Origin of the sequence: Cupriavidus sp. OTU4054 (assembly GCF_038440175.1) — a bacterium.
GTDB classification, from domain to species: domain Bacteria; phylum Pseudomonadota; class Gammaproteobacteria; order Burkholderiales; family Burkholderiaceae; genus Cupriavidus; species Cupriavidus pauculus_D.
In genome coordinates this window covers 190966-206863 of record NZ_JASATF010000010.1, presented here as the reverse complement: position 1 = coordinate 206863, position 15898 = coordinate 190966, and the positions used below count along the sequence as shown (strand labels likewise).

Below are 15898 nucleotides of genomic sequence, written 5' to 3'. Positions count from 1 at the left end.
AGGGGTGCCCCCCCCCCCCCCCCCCCCCCCCGCGGCGCCCCCCGCCCCCCAGCGGCTGGCGATCGTGAACCATGCACGCATCGTTTTCTCCTTGTTGTGTTGCGATGGGGTTTACTTCAATGCGTCCAGGAACGCGGGGTCGGCGTAGAGCGTGGTGAGCAGCGCCTGCACCGTATAGCCGTATTCGGTAACGGCCTTCGGAATCGCCACGGCCGCCGCGAACGACGAATCCCATTCACGATGGACCGACTTGACCTGGTCGTAGCGCACGGTCTCGCCCTTCTTCACGACAAAGCGTGCCGATACGTCGCCAGAGCCGGTAACGATCGCAGGATCGACCTCGTTGCGCAGCAAGGTGCCGGAGATCACGACATCCGCGTTCGGCGACATCTTGCCGGCCATGGTCAGCTCGCGCGTGACGGCCTCGGACAGATACGCCGACCACGTACCGTTGTATGGGGATACGAGGCTGTTGGCGCGCAGCGGCAACGGATGCCTGACGCCAGTACCGCTTGCATCGAACGTGCCGACGCGCGTGGGCGCGGCGCCGCTGTTCTTGAGCGTCTGGACGTTATCGATCGAAGGAGGATAAGGCGGTGCAACGACGCTGCACCCGGACAGGACGAGACCCAGCACGCCGAGCGCCAGGCTGGTTGGAATGCGACCCACTGCGGACACCTTTCTTGTTTTGACGTGTTTCGTGCATTCTGCCAAAGGCGGAGCGCTTTGCGTCACATGAAAGGGGGTATCCCGTCCCGAATGTTGCGTCGGCTTGACACCCATCCATTAGGGGGTGTGCATCCCTCGCCTGCAGTCTTCAGGGACGAGGCCTGACGAAGCGCTGCTCCAATACCTCCTTGCCCCACTGCGCGCCGGGCTTTTCCTCGGTCAGGACGAAGCCTCGCGTCTCGTAAAGATGACGCGCCGCGCGCAGGCCGGCGAAGGTCCACAGATGGGTCTCCAGGAACCCGCGCTCGTCCACGAACGCTACCGCGGCATCGATCAGCTTCTTTCCGACGCCGCCGCCTCGCACGCCGTCGTCGATGATGAACCAGCGCAGATGCGCGACGTCCTTGCCCATATCCTCGCCATCGATGGCGATCGACCCGACGATCTCTCCGTCCTGCCTTGCGGTCCAGATCGCGTTCCGCGGATTCTCCAGACGATTGCAGAACTCCGCCAGACCGCTTGCCACGACGGACTCGAAATGCTGACCGAAACCGGATTCGCGCGCGTAGTAAAGCGCGTGCATCTCGGTGATCCGTGCGATCAGACCCGGGCGATACCCACGCACCAGATGGACGGGCGAGCCGCCATCGGGCTCGCCGCCGCCAAGCGCGCGCGCATAGAGGCGCATTCCCTGCAAGGCCACACGCTCGTCGCCGGGCTTGAGCAGCTTGAGCGCGGCAACGACCTGCGAACGGGCATAGGCATGGATCGCGCCCACGCGATGCCTGCCCGCCCGGGTGAGGGAGAGACGCTTGACCCTGCCATCGCTCTCCTCCGCCACATCGCCGGCCTCCACCAGCCGGCGCAGCATCCGGCTCACGCTCGATTTCTCGAGCCGCAGCAGCGCGCCAAGATCCCGTGCCGTGACGCCGCCCTTCTCGATCTCGATCAGCGCATGAACGGCCGACGGGGACAGATCCGTCCCCGCAAAATCGCCGCCCATGAAGCCGAGCTCGCGCACCATCTCGCGCGAGACATTACGAATGTCCTCAACAAGTGCCGGGTCCGGGTTCATGGCCAACGCTCCGTTTCGATGTTGCATCATACAACCGTAGAGTTGTACGATGCAACATCATTCCGGCCGGATATTTCCCTGCTTGATGACCTTCGCCCACTTGGCCTGCTCGGCCTCGAGAAACGCGCGGAACTCGTCAGGCTTGTTGGCGGAACCCTCCGCCCCGATCGCCGCGAGACGTTCCTTGACAGCAGGCTGACTCATTACCTCGATGGTCGCCTTGTTGATCGTCTCGATGATCTTCGCGGACGTGCCGGCGGGCGCAAACAAACCGTTCCACTCGTACACCTGGTACCCGGGCAGCCCGGATTCGGCGATGGTGGGGATATCCGGCAGCGCGGCGGACCGCTTCGTGCCCGTTGTCGCCAGCACCTTGAGCTTCTTGCCGGAGACGAGCGGATAGGAGGCCGCCATGTTGCTGAACATCATATCCACCTGGCCGCCCATCAGGTCGCTCAACGCCGGCGCACCGCCCTTGTAAGGTACGTGAAGCATGTTCAGTCCCGACTGCTGACGGAACAGTTCCGCTGCCAGGTGCTGTGCGGTGCCGGAGCCCGCCGACGCATAGGTCAGCTTGCCGGGCGTGGCCTTCGCTTGCGCCACGATATCCTTGGGCGAGTTGAACGGAGAATTCGGCGGCACCACCAGCAGGTTCGGCACGAGCACCACGAGCGAGATCGGCGCGAAGTCCTTCGCCGTATCGTAAGGAAGCTTCGGCTGCAGGCTGGGATTGACCGAATGAGCGGTAGCGTCGAGCAGCAAGGTGTAGCCGTCCGGCGCGGCCTTTGCGACGGCACCCGCACCAATGACGCCGCTTGCGCCGGGGCGGTTGTCGACAACGATGGTCTGGCCCAGCTTGATACCCAGCGGCGCCGCGATGATGCGGGCGACCGTGTCGGCCGCGCCGCCTGCGGGATAGGGCACGACGAGGCGGATGGGACGATCGGGATACGCGGCGCTGGCGCACGTGGCACCGCATAGCAGTGCGAGCCCGGCGAGCCCGCGGGTGATGGACTTGAACATTGTCTTGTCTCCAGAAAGTTGTAGTTTTGTCCTAGACCGTCGCGATCGGCGTCGCCGGCGAACCCACGGCGCCGGGCAGGCGCAGCGGCGGCGCGGTCAGCAGAAAGCGGCTCCGGCCGTTTTCGCGCAGCCAGCGAGCCAATGGCGTCAAATACCAAAGCTCGCCAAGGTGAATGCCGTTCTTGAACAGGCAATGCTCATGCAGCGGCAGACGTGGCCCGCGAATGGGAGCGGGGGTCAGGGGCTTCGGCACCACCAGCTCCACGGCGGGGTTGTCCGCGAGCAGGCAGGCCAGGCGCGAGTCGGTAATCCAGTTCAGCAGCTTTGCGTCATGGCCATCCAGACCGGTACCGGATTCGTGGAGGACTTTGAGATCGGGCGACTTGTTCATCGACAGCAATGTGTCGGCAAACCCGGTATGGAGACAGACCATATCTCCGGCCTCCACGGTAACGTTGTCCGCGTCGAGAATGCGCATGAGCTGGTCGTAGCCGACGGCCTGCCGCTTGCGGCCAATGTGGCGTTCGATGTCTATCATGACGCCGCGGCCCTGCGCACCGTGCTCGGCGAGGACCGCGATGCTCAACGCGCCAGCTTCCGGGTTCTCGTATCTTGCCCACGGCTCGGCCGCCTCGGTCTCGACGCCGGCCCTGATGTCCTCGCCCGCCCGAAAACCGTTATAAAAGACGGCTTCGTCGCTGCCGTCGCCATCGGCATCGAAATGGCTGCCCACATGGGCCAGGCTGTCCCACTGCGTGGAGTACTGCAGGCTCATGAGGACGACATCGTCATTGACCACGTCCGTCAGATCGGGATCCTCTGAGCGGTACGACCAGCAGAAACCCTGCTGCCCGGCGCTCTTCCCATCGCGAAGAACGGCGAAGCGCCGCGGCGGCTGACGCCGCACGTTCATGGTTTGCCCGCCGGGGTAGTCCAGCGGAAGCGACAGGCAGAACGTCATGCCTTCGCGCACCTCGGCGACGCCTTGCAGGACCTTGGCGCGATCCACGAGGTTCATGCGCCCGCGTTGATCGTTCGCGCCAAACTCTCCCCAGTTGCTGCCGTCGGGCTTGCGCTGCCACCGCCGCGATGCTTCATTCGCTTCGTTCATGAGGCCTCCTTACCGCAGCTTCGCCAGTTCGGCCATCACATTCTTCGCGGCGGCGACGCCCATGTTGACGAAGGCATCGCTGGTGACGCCGCCGATATGCGGACTGATGATGAACCTGCTGTTCCTGAAGAACGGATGATCGGCCGGTGGCGGCTCCTGCTGCAGCGAATCCAGGCCTGCGGCGGCCACTTTGCCGCTTTCCACCGCTGCGAGAAGCGCATCTTCGTCGATGAGACCGCCGCGCGCGGTATTGACGACGATCACGCCGTCCCTGCACTGGGCCAGCGCTTCCGCATCGAGCAGTCCGCGGTTCTCGGCGGTCAGTGGGCAGTGGAACGAGATGACGTCCGAGTTTTGCCAGATGGACTCGAGGCTGACAGGCTCGATGCCCGTTGGCAGATCGGTCGCATAAGGGTCATATCCGATGACCTTCATGTCCATCGCGCTGGCGATACGCGCGAAGCGCCGGCCGATCGCACCCAGCCCGACGAGACCCAGCGTGCGCCCCTGAAGTTCGAGGCTCTGGTGCGTCGACTTGTCCCAATGGCCGGCGCGCGTGCGCTGGTCCAGGGTCACCACCGATTTGGCGCAGGCGAGCATCAGCGCCAGCGCTTGTTCGGCCACTGCCGCGGCATTGGCCCCTGCCGCGGCCACCACCTTGACACCGCGAGCCTTCGCGGCTTCCTGGTCGATATTATCGATGCCGCTTCCGTGCTTCGACAGGACGCGAATCGACGGCGCCGCATCGAGCACCATGGCGCCGACCTTGCTGGTGCGAACGATGACGGCGACGGGCGCGTGACGTCGGCAGAGCGCCGCCGTCTCTTCTTCGGTCGCTGCCTTGCCTGCATAAACCAATTCGAAATCGGATAGCAGCGCGACCGCCTGTGGCGCGATGTTTGCCGCCGTCACGACGATGACGGGCTTTGCCGCGGTGCTCACAGCGCTTCTCCCGCCTTCAGGACACCGGCTGCACGCAGGGCGTCATCGAGCCACGACGGGCGGAGCGCTTCGCCTGACTTGATACCTTCGATGCGCTTGCGCTCCGCCGCCACCTTCTTTCCGGCCTCTTCGATCAGCGCCGGCGCCTTCTCGCGCTCGATCACGACGACGCCGTCCGCATCGCCGATGACCAGGTCTCCGGGGCAGACCGTAACGCCGCCACATTGGATCGGATGATTCACGCGGCCGGGCACGAATTTGGTCGGACCGTTGGGATTCAGGCCAACCGAATACATCGGGAAGCCGGTCTCGATAATCTCTTCGGCGTCGCGCGCGGCGGCGTCGAGGACGACTGCGGCCACACCGAGGGCGATGCATTGATTGACCATGATCGCGCCCATCAGCGCGCTGTTTTGATCGCCTTTGCCATCGACGATGATGACGTCGCCAGGCTTCGCCAGTGCCATCGCGGCGTGAATCATGAGGTTGTCGCCGGGGCGAACTTCCACGGTGATCGCCGGACCGCAGAACTTGCTCTTCTGACTGAGCGGCGCGATCCGCCCATGGAGGCCACCGCGCCGGCCCGCCACATCGGCGAAGATGGAAGACGCGTACTGGGACGCCTGCTTGACGACTTCGGTCGAAACGCGTTCGATATCGCGGATGACATCGGGGAGTTGCTGGGTTGCCGACATGGTGGCTCCTGTGTTCAGGTGAAGTTGCAAGGGATGCAGAAGAGAATCCGGCGAACGGTCGTCCGCCGCGGTATCAATCGATGGTCGCGCCCGAATCTCTGACCACGACACGCCAGCGCGCAAGATCCTTCTGCAAGAGGCTGGCGAATGCTTCCGGCGTACCGCCCAGTACCTGCCCGCCTTCCGCTTCGATCTTCGAACGAACGGCCGGGGCCTGTAGTGCGCGATTCAATTCAGCGTTGAGCCTGGCCACGATGGGCGCGGGCGTGCCAGCCGGAGCGAGCAGGCCAAACCAGGTGTCTGCCTCGAATTGCTTCACGCCGGCTTCGGCGACGGTCGGCGTGTTGGGCAGCTGCGCCGAACGCTTTGCCGATGTCACGGCGATGCCGCGCAACTTGCCCGTCTTGATCTGACCCATCACGGTGGGGACGGACCCGATATAGATTTCCACCTGGCCACTCAGGACATCGGTGAGAGCCTGCGAGGCGCCCTTGTAGGGAATGTGCTGCAACGTGACGCCGGCCTGCTTCTGCAGAAGCTCCATCGCAAGGTGTGCGACCGTCCCATTTCCTGGCGTTCCGAACGTTACCGTGCCGGGTTTCGCCTTCGCCGCGGCAATCACGTCGGACAGGGTCTTGTAGGGCGAATTGTTGTTCGCCACGATCGCGAGCGGCGCGGACGCGATCAATGCAATCGGCGTCAGATCCTTGGTCGGGTCGTACGGCAGTTTCTTGTACAACGAAGGGTTGATCGCAAGATTGCTGGTCTGTCCGAACACCAGCGTGTAGCCGTCGGGCGTCGCCTTGGCGCCGGCATCGGCGCCGAGGTTGCCGCCCGCGCCAGGCTTGTTATCGACGATGATGGTCCACTTGAGATCCCTGCTCAGTTGCTGTCCGATTTCGCGCGAGAAAGTATCGGGCGCTCCGCCCGGCGGGAAAGGAACGATCAGGCGAACAGGTTTGGTCGGATAGCTGTCCGCGGCATGGGCGGGAAGGCAAGGGAGTGCGGCGAAGGCGCACGCGGTCACAACGCGAAAAACGAGATTCACGGATGTCTCCAGTCGAAATGCTTGTATTTGTGGCAGGACTATAGAATTTCGTTCCGTGCTATACAATTGCGTTGTCCATAACGGAACATGTGCCATGAAACGGAACGTGCAAACCGCATCCGAGACTGAAAGTGCCGACAAAGACACCATCATCGCGGTCACGCGCGCGCTGCAGATTCTCGAGGCCTTCTCTGCCGACGACACCTCCCTGACCCTGTCGGAGTTGAGCCGCCGGGTCGGGATGGGAAAATCCACGGTGCTACGGACGGCGCGAACGCTCGCGCGGAGCGAGTACCTGGTCCAGCGTGAAGACGGCCAATGGCGGCTCGGCGCGGCAGCGGGATGGCTCGGTGCGCGCTATCAGGCTGCGTTTCGCGTGAACGAGACCGTGGAACCCGTGCTCAGGCGGATCAGCGACGAAACACGTGAGAGCGCGGCCTTCTACGTCCGCGAAGGAGACACGCGGGCCTGTCTCGTGCGTGTGGAAGGACCGGGCGCGGTGCGACACCACGTTCGGGTCGGCGAACGGCTCTCCCTGAATGGCGCGCCCGGAAGAGTCCTGCGAGCCTTCGCAGGCGAAGCCGGCGAGCCCTACGAGCAGATTCGCAAAGACGGCTTCTACATCTCGATGGGCGAACGCGAGCCCGAGGTATCGAGCCTCGCCGTGCCCGTCTTTGGGATCAACTGGAAGCTGGCCGGCGCGCTTTGCATTTCGGGGCCGATCAGCCGGCTGACGCGGGAGAAGCTGGCAACGTACGTGGATCTGATGCTCGCAGGCGGCAGAGAGGTGTCTTACGCCATCTCGGGGTCGCGCGATCAGACCGTCCGGCCTACGACATGGCATCCCTGATCGCCGAGGGATGGACCGGGCGACGCGCTAGCCTTCGGCCCGGTACCGATCGAACGGCTTGCGATCGAGAAGACAGTCGATGAACGCGCCGAGGAGTGCGGGCCGATGCTGTCTATTCGGATAGTAGAGGTACAGGCCCGGACGCGAAATCGACCAGTCCGCGAGCACCTGTACAAGCCTCCCCTGCGCCAGGAGCTCGTCGAGGCCGTCTCGTGCGAAGTGATAGGCAATGCCGAGTCCGTTCAGCGCAGCGCCGATGCCAATGTCGGCATGATTGGTGACGACGGGGCCGTCCACGGCAACTTCAATGTCTCGCCCCCGTTTCCTGAACTCCCAGCGATAGTGCCTGCCGTCCATCTGCAGCCGCCAGTTGATGCACGTATGGTGATGCAAATCGGCCGGTGACTTAGGGATTCCGCGACGCGCGAGGTAGTCTGGCGACGCCACGGCAACCATGTCCAGGTCCGGAGTCAGGCGGACGGCCACCATGTCCTTCTCCAACCGATTACCCACGCGGATACCGGCGTCGAAGCGACCCGCCACGATATCGGCCAGCGCGTCGTCAACGACGATATCGAGCACTACGTCGGGGTGGACCTGGTGGAAGCGCGCAAGCCGCGGCGCGATGATCGTTCTTGCCGCAATCCCCAGCGTGTTGATGCGAAGCGTGCCTCTCATCTGTCCGGTCGCCTCGCTGGCTTCAGCGACCGCGGCCGTCATCTCCGCGAACAACGGCGCGATGCGCCTGTAGAGCTGTTCCCCACTTGCCGTGGGCGCAACGCTTCGCGTAGTGCGGTTCAGAAGACGTGCGCCGATGCGGCCTTCGAGTTGCCGGATGATCTGGCTCAGTGCCGAAGGCGATAGGCCCAGATGCTCCGCGGCGCGCGCAAAGCTCCGACGCTCCACGATCGCGACGAAGGCCTTCAACTCGGCAAAATCGGATCCACGCATGATGCAACATTCCCTTCATCGAGCCTTTCGCTCCCATACGCCGATTATGCATCGTTATCTGAACTTGCCATTCAGATTCTGGACCATTCCCTAAAGAACGGGCCAGGGTCATCCTTGCAACATTCGCTAAGGAGATAACGATATGAGCTTCGACCTTCATCTGCATGGCCTGCGGGCAGTGGTTACCGGCGGCACGCTGGGCCTTGGCGCCGCCGTGGTGAAAACGCTCGTGGAGGCAGGTGCCCGCGTGGCGACCTCCGCGCGCACCGTCCCGGCGCAACCGGTCGAGGGGGTCACCTACGTGGCCGCCGACCTGTCGACGGCGGAAGGCACGCATCGCTTTGCGCAGACCGTTCTGGACGATTGGGGCGGCGCCGACATCCTGATCAATTCGCTTGGCGGCTCGAAGACGCCCGCCGGCGGTTTCGCTGCCGTCAGCGACGAGCACTGGTTCGCCGAGTTGAACCTGAACCTGATGCCCGCCGTGCGTCTGGACCGTGCACTGGTGCCATCCATGCTGGCGCAAGGTTCGGGGGTCGTCATTCACGTCAGTTCCATCCAGCGCGTGCTGCCCCTGCCCGAGTCCACGACCGCGTACGCCGCGGCCAAGGGTGCGCTGACCACGTATAGCAAAGCGCTCGCAAGGGAGGTCACGCCAAAGGGCGTTCGCGTGCTGAGCGTTGCGCCGGGCTGGATCGAGACGGAGGCTTCCGTGGCGTTTGCGGAGCGGATGGGCGCGCAGGCTGGAACGGACTACGAGGGCGGCAAGAAGATCGTCATGGATTGGCTCGGAGGCATTCCGGTGGGACGCCCGGCCAGTCCCCAGGAGGTTGCCGATCTGATCGCGTTCCTGGCATCGCCGCGATCCGCTTCGATCGCGGGGACCGAATATCGGATCGACGGCGGCACCGTTCCTACCGTGAGCTGACAGCGGCCATCGGATAAGCGCGGTGGTGCGGGCCGGCGCCTTGGCCACGGCAGGATCATGTCCGGCGCTCGAGTGCCCCACGCTTACGTATCAGCAGGTACACCGCCGGGACCACAAACAGGGAAAGCAATGGCGCGGTCACCATGCCGCCGACCATCGGGGCGGCAATACGCTGCATGACCTCCGAGCCCGTGCCATGCGACCACATGATGGGAATGAGGCCAGCGAGAATGACCGCGACCGTCATGGCTTTGGGACGGACACGCTGCACCGCGCCTTCCTGAATGGCTTCCAGCAGCATGGGCAGGTTTGCTTCGCCGCTCGCTTCGCGCACGCGCCAGGCTTGCTTGAGGTAGAGCAGCATGATCACGCCGAACTCGGCCGCCACGCCGGCCAATGCGATGAAGCCGACCACGCCCGCAACCGACAAGTTGTAGCCAAGCCCATAGAGCAGCCAGAAGCCGCCGATCAGCGCCAGCGGCAACGTACCCATGATCAGCAGCGCTTCATCCAGACGGCCGAACACCAGATAGAGCAGGACGAAGATGATCAGCAGCGTGAACGGCACCACCACCTTCAGCTTTGCGGTGGCCCGCTCCAGGTATTCGAACTGCCCCGACCAGCTGAGGGAATAGCCCGCTGGCATTGGCACCGCCTTTGCCACGACTGCCTGCATGTCATGGACCGCCGAACGCAGATCGCGTCCGCGGATGTCGACGTAGATCCAGCCGGAGAGCCGCGCGTTTTCGCTGCGCAGCATCGGCGGGCCTTGCACCACCTCGAGGCGTGCCACGTCGGACAGGGTGATCTGCTGCCCGCGATCCGTGACGATGGGCAACGCGCGCAATTGCTCCACCGAATCGCGGTAATCGCGTGGGTAACGGACATTGATTGGAAAGCGCGCCAATCCGTCGACCACTTCCCCGACGTTGTCGCCACCGACCGCCGAGGACACGATGCTCTGGACGTTGTCGATATTGAGGCCATAGCGGCCCGCCGCCATCCGGTCGATATCGACGTCGATATAGCGCCCGCCAGACAGACGCTCGGCCAATGCAGAGGTGACACCCGGAACGGTTTTCACGGCTTCCTCGATGCGCGTGGCAAGCCGATCGATCTCCTTCAGGTCCGTGCCCGCCACCTTGATGCCCACGGGGCTCTTGATGCCGGTGGCCAGCATGTCGATCCGGTTGCGGATCGGCGGTACCCAGATGTTCGACAGGCCCGGCACCTTCACCACGCGATCGAGTTCTTCGACGAGCCTGTCCGGCGTCATGCCGGCGCGCCATTGATCCCGCGGCTTGAACTGGATCGTGGTTTCGAACATCTCCAGCGGCGCGGGATCGGTGGCGGAGTCCGCGCGGCCCGCCTTGCCGAACACGGTGGCAACTTCTGGCACGGTCTTGATCAGCCTGTCCGTCTGCTGGAGCAATTGCGCGGCCTTGCCCGCGGAAAGGCCGGGCAGCGCGGAGGGCATGAACAGCAGGTCACCCTCGTCGAGAGGCGGCATGAACTCGCCGCCGACGCGCGAGATCGGCCAGGCGGTCGCGGCCAGCAGAACCGCTGCGATGGCTACCGTGGTCTTCGGATAGGTCAGCACCTTGGCCAGCATTGGCTGGTAGGCACGTATCAGCCACCGGTTGAGCGGATTGGACTGTTCGCGCGGAATCCTGCCCCGGATCATATAGCCCATCAATACGGGCACCAGGGTCACCGACAACCCCGCGGCTGCGGCCATCGAGTACGTCTTGGTGAAGGCCAGCGGCGAGAACAGCCGCCCCTCCTGCGCTTCCAGCGTGAATACCGGCACAAAGGAGAGTGTGATGATCAGCAGCGAAAAGAACAGCGCAGGACCCACCTCCGCCGCCGATTCGCCGATCACACGCCAGCGCTCCTCCCCGGAGAGTGCCCTGCCGGGATGGTCCGCATGCCAGTGTTCGAGGTGCTTGTGCGCATTCTCGATCATGACGACCGCGGCATCGACCATCGCGCCGATGGCAATAGCGATGCCCCCCAGCGACATGATGTTTGCATTGACGCCCTGATAGCGCATGACCAGGAACGCGGCTAGCACGCCCAACGGCAGCGAAACGATGGCTACCAGTGCCGAGCGCAGGTGGAACAGGAAGATCAGACAGACCAGCGCAACGACGATGAACTCTTCGACGAGCTTGTGCGTCAGATTGTCCACCGCGCGATGGATCAGCGACGAGCGGTCGTACGTGGCGACGATCTCGACGCCTGCCGGCAGGCTCTTCTGGAGCTCGGCAAGCCTGGCCTTGACTGCCTCGATGGTTTCCAGCGCGTTCTTGCCCGAGCGCATCACGATGACACCGCCGGCGACCTCGCCTTCGCCATCGAGCTCGGCGATACCGCGCCGCAACTCGGGACCGAACTGTACCGTGGCCACATCGCCGAGCCGTACAGGAATGCCGGCTTCGCGGGTCACAAGCGGAATCTGCCGGAAATCATCGAGCGTCTTCAGATACCCCGACGCTCTGACCGCATATTCGGCCTCGCCAAGTTCAAGCACCGAGCCGCCGGCCTCCTGGTTGGCCCCCTTCAAGGCCTCCAGGATCCTCGACTGGGGGATGTTGTAGGCGCGCAGCTTGTCCGGCTGCAATACGACCTGGGACTGCTTCACCATGCCGCCGATGGGGGCCACCTCGGCGACATTGGGCAGCGACTTCAACTCGAAGCGCAGGAACCAGTCCTGCAGCGCGCGGAGTTGCGAGAGGTCGTGCCGCCCGGTCTTGTCCACCAGCGCGTACTCGTAGATCCAGCCGACGCCGGTGGCATCCGGCCCCAGCGCCGGTTTGGCCGCCGCCGGCAAGCGTGACTGCACCTGATTCAGGTACTCCAGCACGCGCGAGCGCGCCCAGTACGGGTCGGTGCCGTCCTCGAACAGGACGTAGACGAACGAGTCTCCGAAGAAAGAGTATCCGCGTACGGTCCTGGCCCCTGGCACGGACAGCATGGTCGTGGTCAGCGGATAGGTGACCTGGTTTTCGACCAGTTGCGGTGCCTGCCCGGGAAATGGCGTGCGGATGATCACCTGCACATCGGAGAGGTCTGGCAACGCGTCCAGCGGCGTGCTGCGCACCGCCCACAGCCCCCACGCCGTGAGCATGACCGTGGCCAGCAGCACCAGGAAGCGATTGCGTATCGACGCCAGGATGATGCGCGCGATCATGGCTTGGCTCCTTCGGCACCGGCCGGCTGTACCGACGATAGCGTGGCGGCACCGTCCTGGCCCTGGCTAAAACGGAACCGGATGCGGTCGCCGGGCTTCAACCCCCTGAGCATCGCAGGATCGTGCGCGGCGAAATCCATCGTCATCGCACCCCAGTGCGCCGAAGGAATCGGTCCATGCGAAATCGTCAGGCCCGCGGCGTTCACGGCTTCGATGCGACCGATCCCCTCGTGCTCCGGCATCGCGGCGGCGGGCGCGGAGGGATCGGCCGGCGATGCCAGCCGGCCCGAGGTGCCGCGCAGGCTGGCTTCGGAATCGATCAGGAACTGGCCCGACGTCACCACCTTTTGCCCGGCCTTCAGTCCGGCGACGACTTCGGTCATGCCATCGGATTCCTGACCGGTGCGGATTTCCGTGGCCACATAACCTTGCGGCCCCGCATCGACCATCACGACGTTGCGCTGGCCCGTACGAATCACGGCCTCGGATGGAATCTGCAGTACGTCCTGGCGATCGCCGCCGTCGAACCGCACGCTGGCGAACATGCCGGGCACCAGCCGGTGTTGCGGGTTGGGCAGGACGATGCGTACCTTGAGGGTGCGCGTGGCGGAGTTGACGTCGGGCAGGATCGCATCCACCTTCCCGTTCACGGGTGCCGTGGCGGCGGCGACCGATACCGTGACCGATTGTCCCGGTGCGATACGGCGCGCCTGTGCTTCCGGCACTTCGGCGATCACCCAGACCTGACCGAGATCCGCCAACCGGAAAAGTGTCATGCCTGGGGTGACCGTCATGCCTTCGCGCACGGCGATCTCGGTGACAACGCCGTCCAGCGGGCTGACGATGCCCTGCCCCGTCTGCAGTGTGCCCGAACGGGCGACGGCATCGGCTTGCCCCGGCGTCATGCCGGCCTGCCGCATGCGCGCTTTTGCCGCATCCGCGAGGTCCCCCTGCAAGCCGCGAGGCATGCGGGCAACGGCCAGGTACTCCTCCTGCACCGCCACCCAGTCGGGCGCATAGACCGTGATCAGCGTCTGCCCCTTTCGGACGGCATCGAGCGTGGCTCGCACGCCCACATGCTGCACGAAGCCGGTGGTGCGTGCCTGGATCACCTGGATGCTGCGCTCATCGATTACGACATTGCCTGGTGCCTCGAGCGTGGCGCCCATGCGACCGGTCTGGACTTCGACGGTGCGAATGCCCAGGTTCTGCGTCACGCGACTGTCGATGGAGACGCCGCTGCCGCCGGCGTCGCCGCCGTCGGCATAGACCGGTACCAGTTGCATGTCCATGAACGGCGATTTTCCAGGCTTGTCGAAGCGCTGGCCGGGCACCATCGGGTCGTGCCAATAGAGCACCCTTTTGCCCGTTTGCGGATCGGTATCGCCGGTTTTCGCCATCGCGCCCGTCGCCGGTTCGCCATGCATCGTCGACGTGCCCTGCGCAACACCGAAGCGATAGCCGGCATATCCGGCCGCACCGATCATGACCACGCACGCAGCGGCAAGTTTCAGTCGCGGGTTCATTTGAAGTCCTTGGAGGCTGGTTCGGTTTGTGCGGTGGGCAGTGGCGTCAGGAATGTCAGTTCGGCCCAGAGCCTCGTCGTGCGTCGTTCCAGGGTCAGCCGTTCCAGTGCCGTATCGATGGCGCGATGATTGGCCTCCGCCACCGCCAGCAGCGAACCCGTGTTGGTGCGATAGGCTGTCAGGGCAGCTTCCGCCTGCGCATTGGCCAGCGGCAGCGTGGCGTCGTCATAGCGCTTGAGCCGTTCGAGGTTGCGGCGCAGTTCCGCGACGCGCGCGCCAACGACGGCGTCGGTATCGCGCTGGACAATCTCCGCTCTGGCGCGCGCCTCGGTGGCCTGCGCGAGTCGCGCGGACACTTCACGATCCTGGCGGTTTGCACGATCCCACGGTAGCGGGAAGCTCACGTTGATCGAGGCCAGGTTGGAGTAGGCCGAGCCGCGCTGGCTATACATCAGCTCGACGCTGATATCGGGCTTGCGCGCTTCCGTCGCCAGGCGTACCTCGCTCTCTGCAAGTGTCACGTCGCGCTGCGCCGCGGCGATTTCCGGCACGCTGTCATAACGCGCACGGACGAGTTGCTCGACACGATCCGGGACGCCGAGGGCCGGGGGATCGCCGAGCGGGCGCGTGGCGTCCGCGCCGATCCAGCGCGAGAGATTGACGGTGGCAGCATCGAGCACCGCCTGATTTTCGCTTTCGCGGTCCTGCAACTTCTGCACTTCCAGTTGGGCGGACAGTACGTCGGCGCGCGTGCCGCGGCCGCCGCGATAGGCAGCGTTGGCGGCTTCAAGTGCGAGGTTCAGTGGGTGCGCGTGGTGGCCAAGCAGGGCTCGCGCCCGCTCCGCGTACCAGCGATCGATCCAGGCGGCGACGGCGCTGCGCTGAACATTGGTCACGCCGACGATGCGCCGCGCATCGGCGGAATCGGCCTCGGCCTCGAACCTTGCAGTGCGTGCCCGTCGCTTGTCGGCGCGCGTGAATTCCTGCAGGACGCTGATCGACCGCGTGGTCATGGAGTCTCGGCTCAGTGAGCCGCTGTCCGAACCGCTGACGGGGACATCGTTCAGCCCGACCTTCAGAATCGGATCGGGTAACTGGCCCGCGGCGACGGACTGCTGCACGGCCGCTTCGATGGCGCCGTGCGAGTTCTCGGCATCCTGCGCACGCGCCGAGGCCAGCGCGGCGGCTTCTTCAATGGATAACGCGGGGGCGGCAAGCGGGGGCGCGGCAAGCGCCACCGACATGCCGAGGGTGGACGCACATAAGAGCGCCAGCCTCAGGCAACGAGGGAATAACATAAAGCCTCCGGAAACGACGACCACCGCTCCCTCGGTACAGGGAGCGAGACGAATGTGGCGTAGCTTCGGAGGCTAGGTGCGCAAACAGCAGTGGAGAATGGCGTGCGGAGGCGGCGGTGCACGCGGCTGGTGCTTCGCGCGCAGTGCGAAGATCGGCGCGGCGTCCAGCATGGGGGGCTCGACGACGATGCTCGCGAGAACCGGGATGAATGCGGGAATCTGCGGCGCGGCGTGGTCGGCGTGCTTCGTATCGGCCTGACAATGGCCCATACAAAGCGCCTTTTGGCTGTCGCCCGGCACGGCATCCTGTTCGGCCATATCGGCGCAGGACACCATGGCTTCCATCGGCGCCTGTTCCATTGGCTTGCTCGCGCCCATATTGCAGGCGTAAGCGGCCGTTGCCAGTTGCACTGACAGAAAGACAACCACAAGGAATCCGGCAACCCAAGGATGCCGGCGGGCCAGTTCACGCACAATCGTCGAGGAAATCGGGACAGCGCCAAGCTTACCCGTTTTTGGCAAAAAAGGGGGCGGCAGCCAATGGCCGATTCCCGCCCCCGATGGCCAACGGTCAACAGTCAACGGTCAA

14 protein-coding genes are annotated in these 15898 nt (G+C 64.6%); 2 read left to right on the top strand and 12 right to left on the bottom strand.

What is annotated here, in order from left to right; all coding sequences use genetic code 11:
• Window positions 1-111 precede the first annotated feature (111 nt).
• From AAHB16_RS14545 to AAHB16_RS14515, 7 genes are all read right to left on the bottom strand, one after another.
• Window positions 112-669, bottom strand: a complete 558-nt coding sequence (locus AAHB16_RS14545) for a hypothetical protein (RefSeq protein WP_223851730.1) — start codon at window positions 667-669, stop codon at window positions 112-114.
• Window positions 670-817: 148 nt separating this feature from the next.
• Window positions 818-1744, bottom strand: a complete 927-nt coding sequence (locus AAHB16_RS14540; RefSeq protein ID WP_150374658.1) for a bifunctional helix-turn-helix transcriptional regulator/GNAT family N-acetyltransferase — start codon at window positions 1742-1744, stop codon at window positions 818-820.
• A 57-nt stretch (window positions 1745-1801) separates the two neighbouring features.
• Entirely contained in the window at window positions 1802-2767 is a 966-nt protein-coding gene (locus AAHB16_RS14535) for a tripartite tricarboxylate transporter substrate binding protein (RefSeq protein WP_150374659.1), read from the bottom strand.
• Between the two features lie 31 nt (window positions 2768-2798).
• Window positions 2799-3878: a cyclase family protein gene (locus AAHB16_RS14530; protein ID WP_150374660.1), complete on the bottom strand. Its 1080-nt coding sequence runs from the start codon at window positions 3876-3878 to the stop codon at window positions 2799-2801.
• 9 nt (window positions 3879-3887) lie between these two features.
• Window positions 3888-4820, bottom strand: coding sequence for a hydroxyacid dehydrogenase (locus AAHB16_RS14525; protein ID WP_150374661.1), 933 nt, complete (start codon window positions 4818-4820; stop codon window positions 3888-3890).
• Window positions 4817-5515 carry an RraA family protein gene (locus tag AAHB16_RS14520; RefSeq protein ID WP_150377305.1) on the bottom strand — a complete coding sequence of 233 codons (699 nt, stop codon included), beginning with the start codon at window positions 5513-5515 and terminating at the stop codon, window positions 4817-4819. Before AAHB16_RS14520 ends, AAHB16_RS14525 begins: the two co-directional genes overlap by 4 nt.
• A gap of 73 nt (window positions 5516-5588) precedes the next feature.
• Entirely contained in the window at window positions 5589-6542 is a 954-nt protein-coding gene (locus AAHB16_RS14515; RefSeq protein WP_223851849.1) for a Bug family tripartite tricarboxylate transporter substrate binding protein, read from the bottom strand.
• Between the two features lie 115 nt (window positions 6543-6657).
• On the opposite strand from AAHB16_RS14515, the gene AAHB16_RS14510 reads away from it, so the two are divergent.
• Window positions 6658-7413 (top strand): IclR family transcriptional regulator, encoded by a 756-nt coding sequence (locus tag AAHB16_RS14510; RefSeq protein WP_150374663.1) that lies wholly within the window; start codon window positions 6658-6660, stop codon window positions 7411-7413.
• Window positions 7414-7440: 27 nt separating this feature from the next.
• On the opposite strand, the gene AAHB16_RS14505 is transcribed toward AAHB16_RS14510, so the two are convergent.
• Window positions 7441-8364 carry a LysR family transcriptional regulator gene (locus tag AAHB16_RS14505; protein WP_150374664.1) on the bottom strand — a complete coding sequence of 308 codons (924 nt, stop codon included), beginning with the start codon at window positions 8362-8364 and terminating at the stop codon, window positions 7441-7443.
• 142 nt (window positions 8365-8506) lie between these two features.
• On the opposite strand from AAHB16_RS14505, the gene AAHB16_RS14500 reads away from it, so the two are divergent.
• Window positions 8507-9292, top strand: a complete 786-nt coding sequence (locus AAHB16_RS14500) for an SDR family oxidoreductase (RefSeq protein WP_342051200.1) — start codon at window positions 8507-8509, stop codon at window positions 9290-9292.
• Between the two features lie 55 nt (window positions 9293-9347).
• On the opposite strand, the gene AAHB16_RS14495 is transcribed toward AAHB16_RS14500, so the two are convergent.
• The 4 genes from AAHB16_RS14495 to AAHB16_RS14480 all read right to left on the bottom strand — a co-directional run bounded on the left by AAHB16_RS14495 (window position 9348) and on the right by AAHB16_RS14480 (window position 15891).
• Window positions 9348-12485, bottom strand: a complete 3138-nt coding sequence (locus AAHB16_RS14495) for an efflux RND transporter permease subunit (protein ID WP_342051199.1) — start codon at window positions 12483-12485, stop codon at window positions 9348-9350.
• A complete protein-coding gene (locus AAHB16_RS14490) occupies window positions 12482-14011 on the bottom strand; it encodes an efflux RND transporter periplasmic adaptor subunit (RefSeq protein WP_150374667.1) in 1530 nt (509 codons plus the stop codon). The genes AAHB16_RS14495 and AAHB16_RS14490 overlap by 4 nt, the downstream gene beginning before the upstream one ends.
• Window positions 14008-15309 (bottom strand): TolC family protein, encoded by a 1302-nt coding sequence (locus AAHB16_RS14485; RefSeq protein ID WP_150374668.1) that lies wholly within the window; start codon window positions 15307-15309, stop codon window positions 14008-14010. The genes AAHB16_RS14490 and AAHB16_RS14485 overlap by 4 nt, the downstream gene beginning before the upstream one ends.
• 72 nt (window positions 15310-15381) lie before the next feature.
• On the bottom strand, window positions 15382-15891 hold the full coding sequence (locus AAHB16_RS14480; RefSeq protein WP_223851732.1) for a copper resistance protein: 510 nt from the start codon (window positions 15889-15891) through the stop codon (window positions 15382-15384).
• Window positions 15892-15898 lie beyond the last annotated feature (7 nt).

Bases quoted from the DNA above. Each gene is read 5' to 3' on its own strand.
- AAHB16_RS14540 (WP_150374658.1), bottom strand. From the start codon at position 1,744: ATGAACCCGGACCCGGCACTTGTTGAGGACATTCGTAATGTCTCGCGC.
- AAHB16_RS14535 (WP_150374659.1), bottom strand. From the start codon at position 2,767: ATGTTCAAGTCCATCACCCGCGGGCTCGCCGGGCTCGCACTGCTATGC.
- AAHB16_RS14530 (WP_150374660.1), bottom strand. From the start codon at position 3,878: ATGAACGAAGCGAATGAAGCATCGCGGCGGTGGCAGCGCAAGCCCGAC.
- AAHB16_RS14520 (WP_150377305.1), bottom strand. From the start codon at position 5,515: ATGTCGGCAACCCAGCAACTCCCCGATGTCATCCGCGATATCGAACGC.
- AAHB16_RS14510 (WP_150374663.1), top strand. From the start codon at position 6,658: ATGAAACGGAACGTGCAAACCGCATCCGAGACTGAAAGTGCCGACAAA.
- AAHB16_RS14505 (WP_150374664.1), bottom strand. From the start codon at position 8,364: ATGCGTGGATCCGATTTTGCCGAGTTGAAGGCCTTCGTCGCGATCGTG.
- AAHB16_RS14500 (WP_342051200.1), top strand. From the start codon at position 8,507: ATGAGCTTCGACCTTCATCTGCATGGCCTGCGGGCAGTGGTTACCGGC.
- AAHB16_RS14495 (WP_342051199.1), bottom strand. From the start codon at position 12,485: ATGATCGCGCGCATCATCCTGGCGTCGATACGCAATCGCTTCCTGGTG.
- AAHB16_RS14490 (WP_150374667.1), bottom strand. From the start codon at position 14,011: ATGAACCCGCGACTGAAACTTGCCGCTGCGTGCGTGGTCATGATCGGT.
- AAHB16_RS14485 (WP_150374668.1), bottom strand. From the start codon at position 15,309: ATGTTATTCCCTCGTTGCCTGAGGCTGGCGCTCTTATGTGCGTCCACC.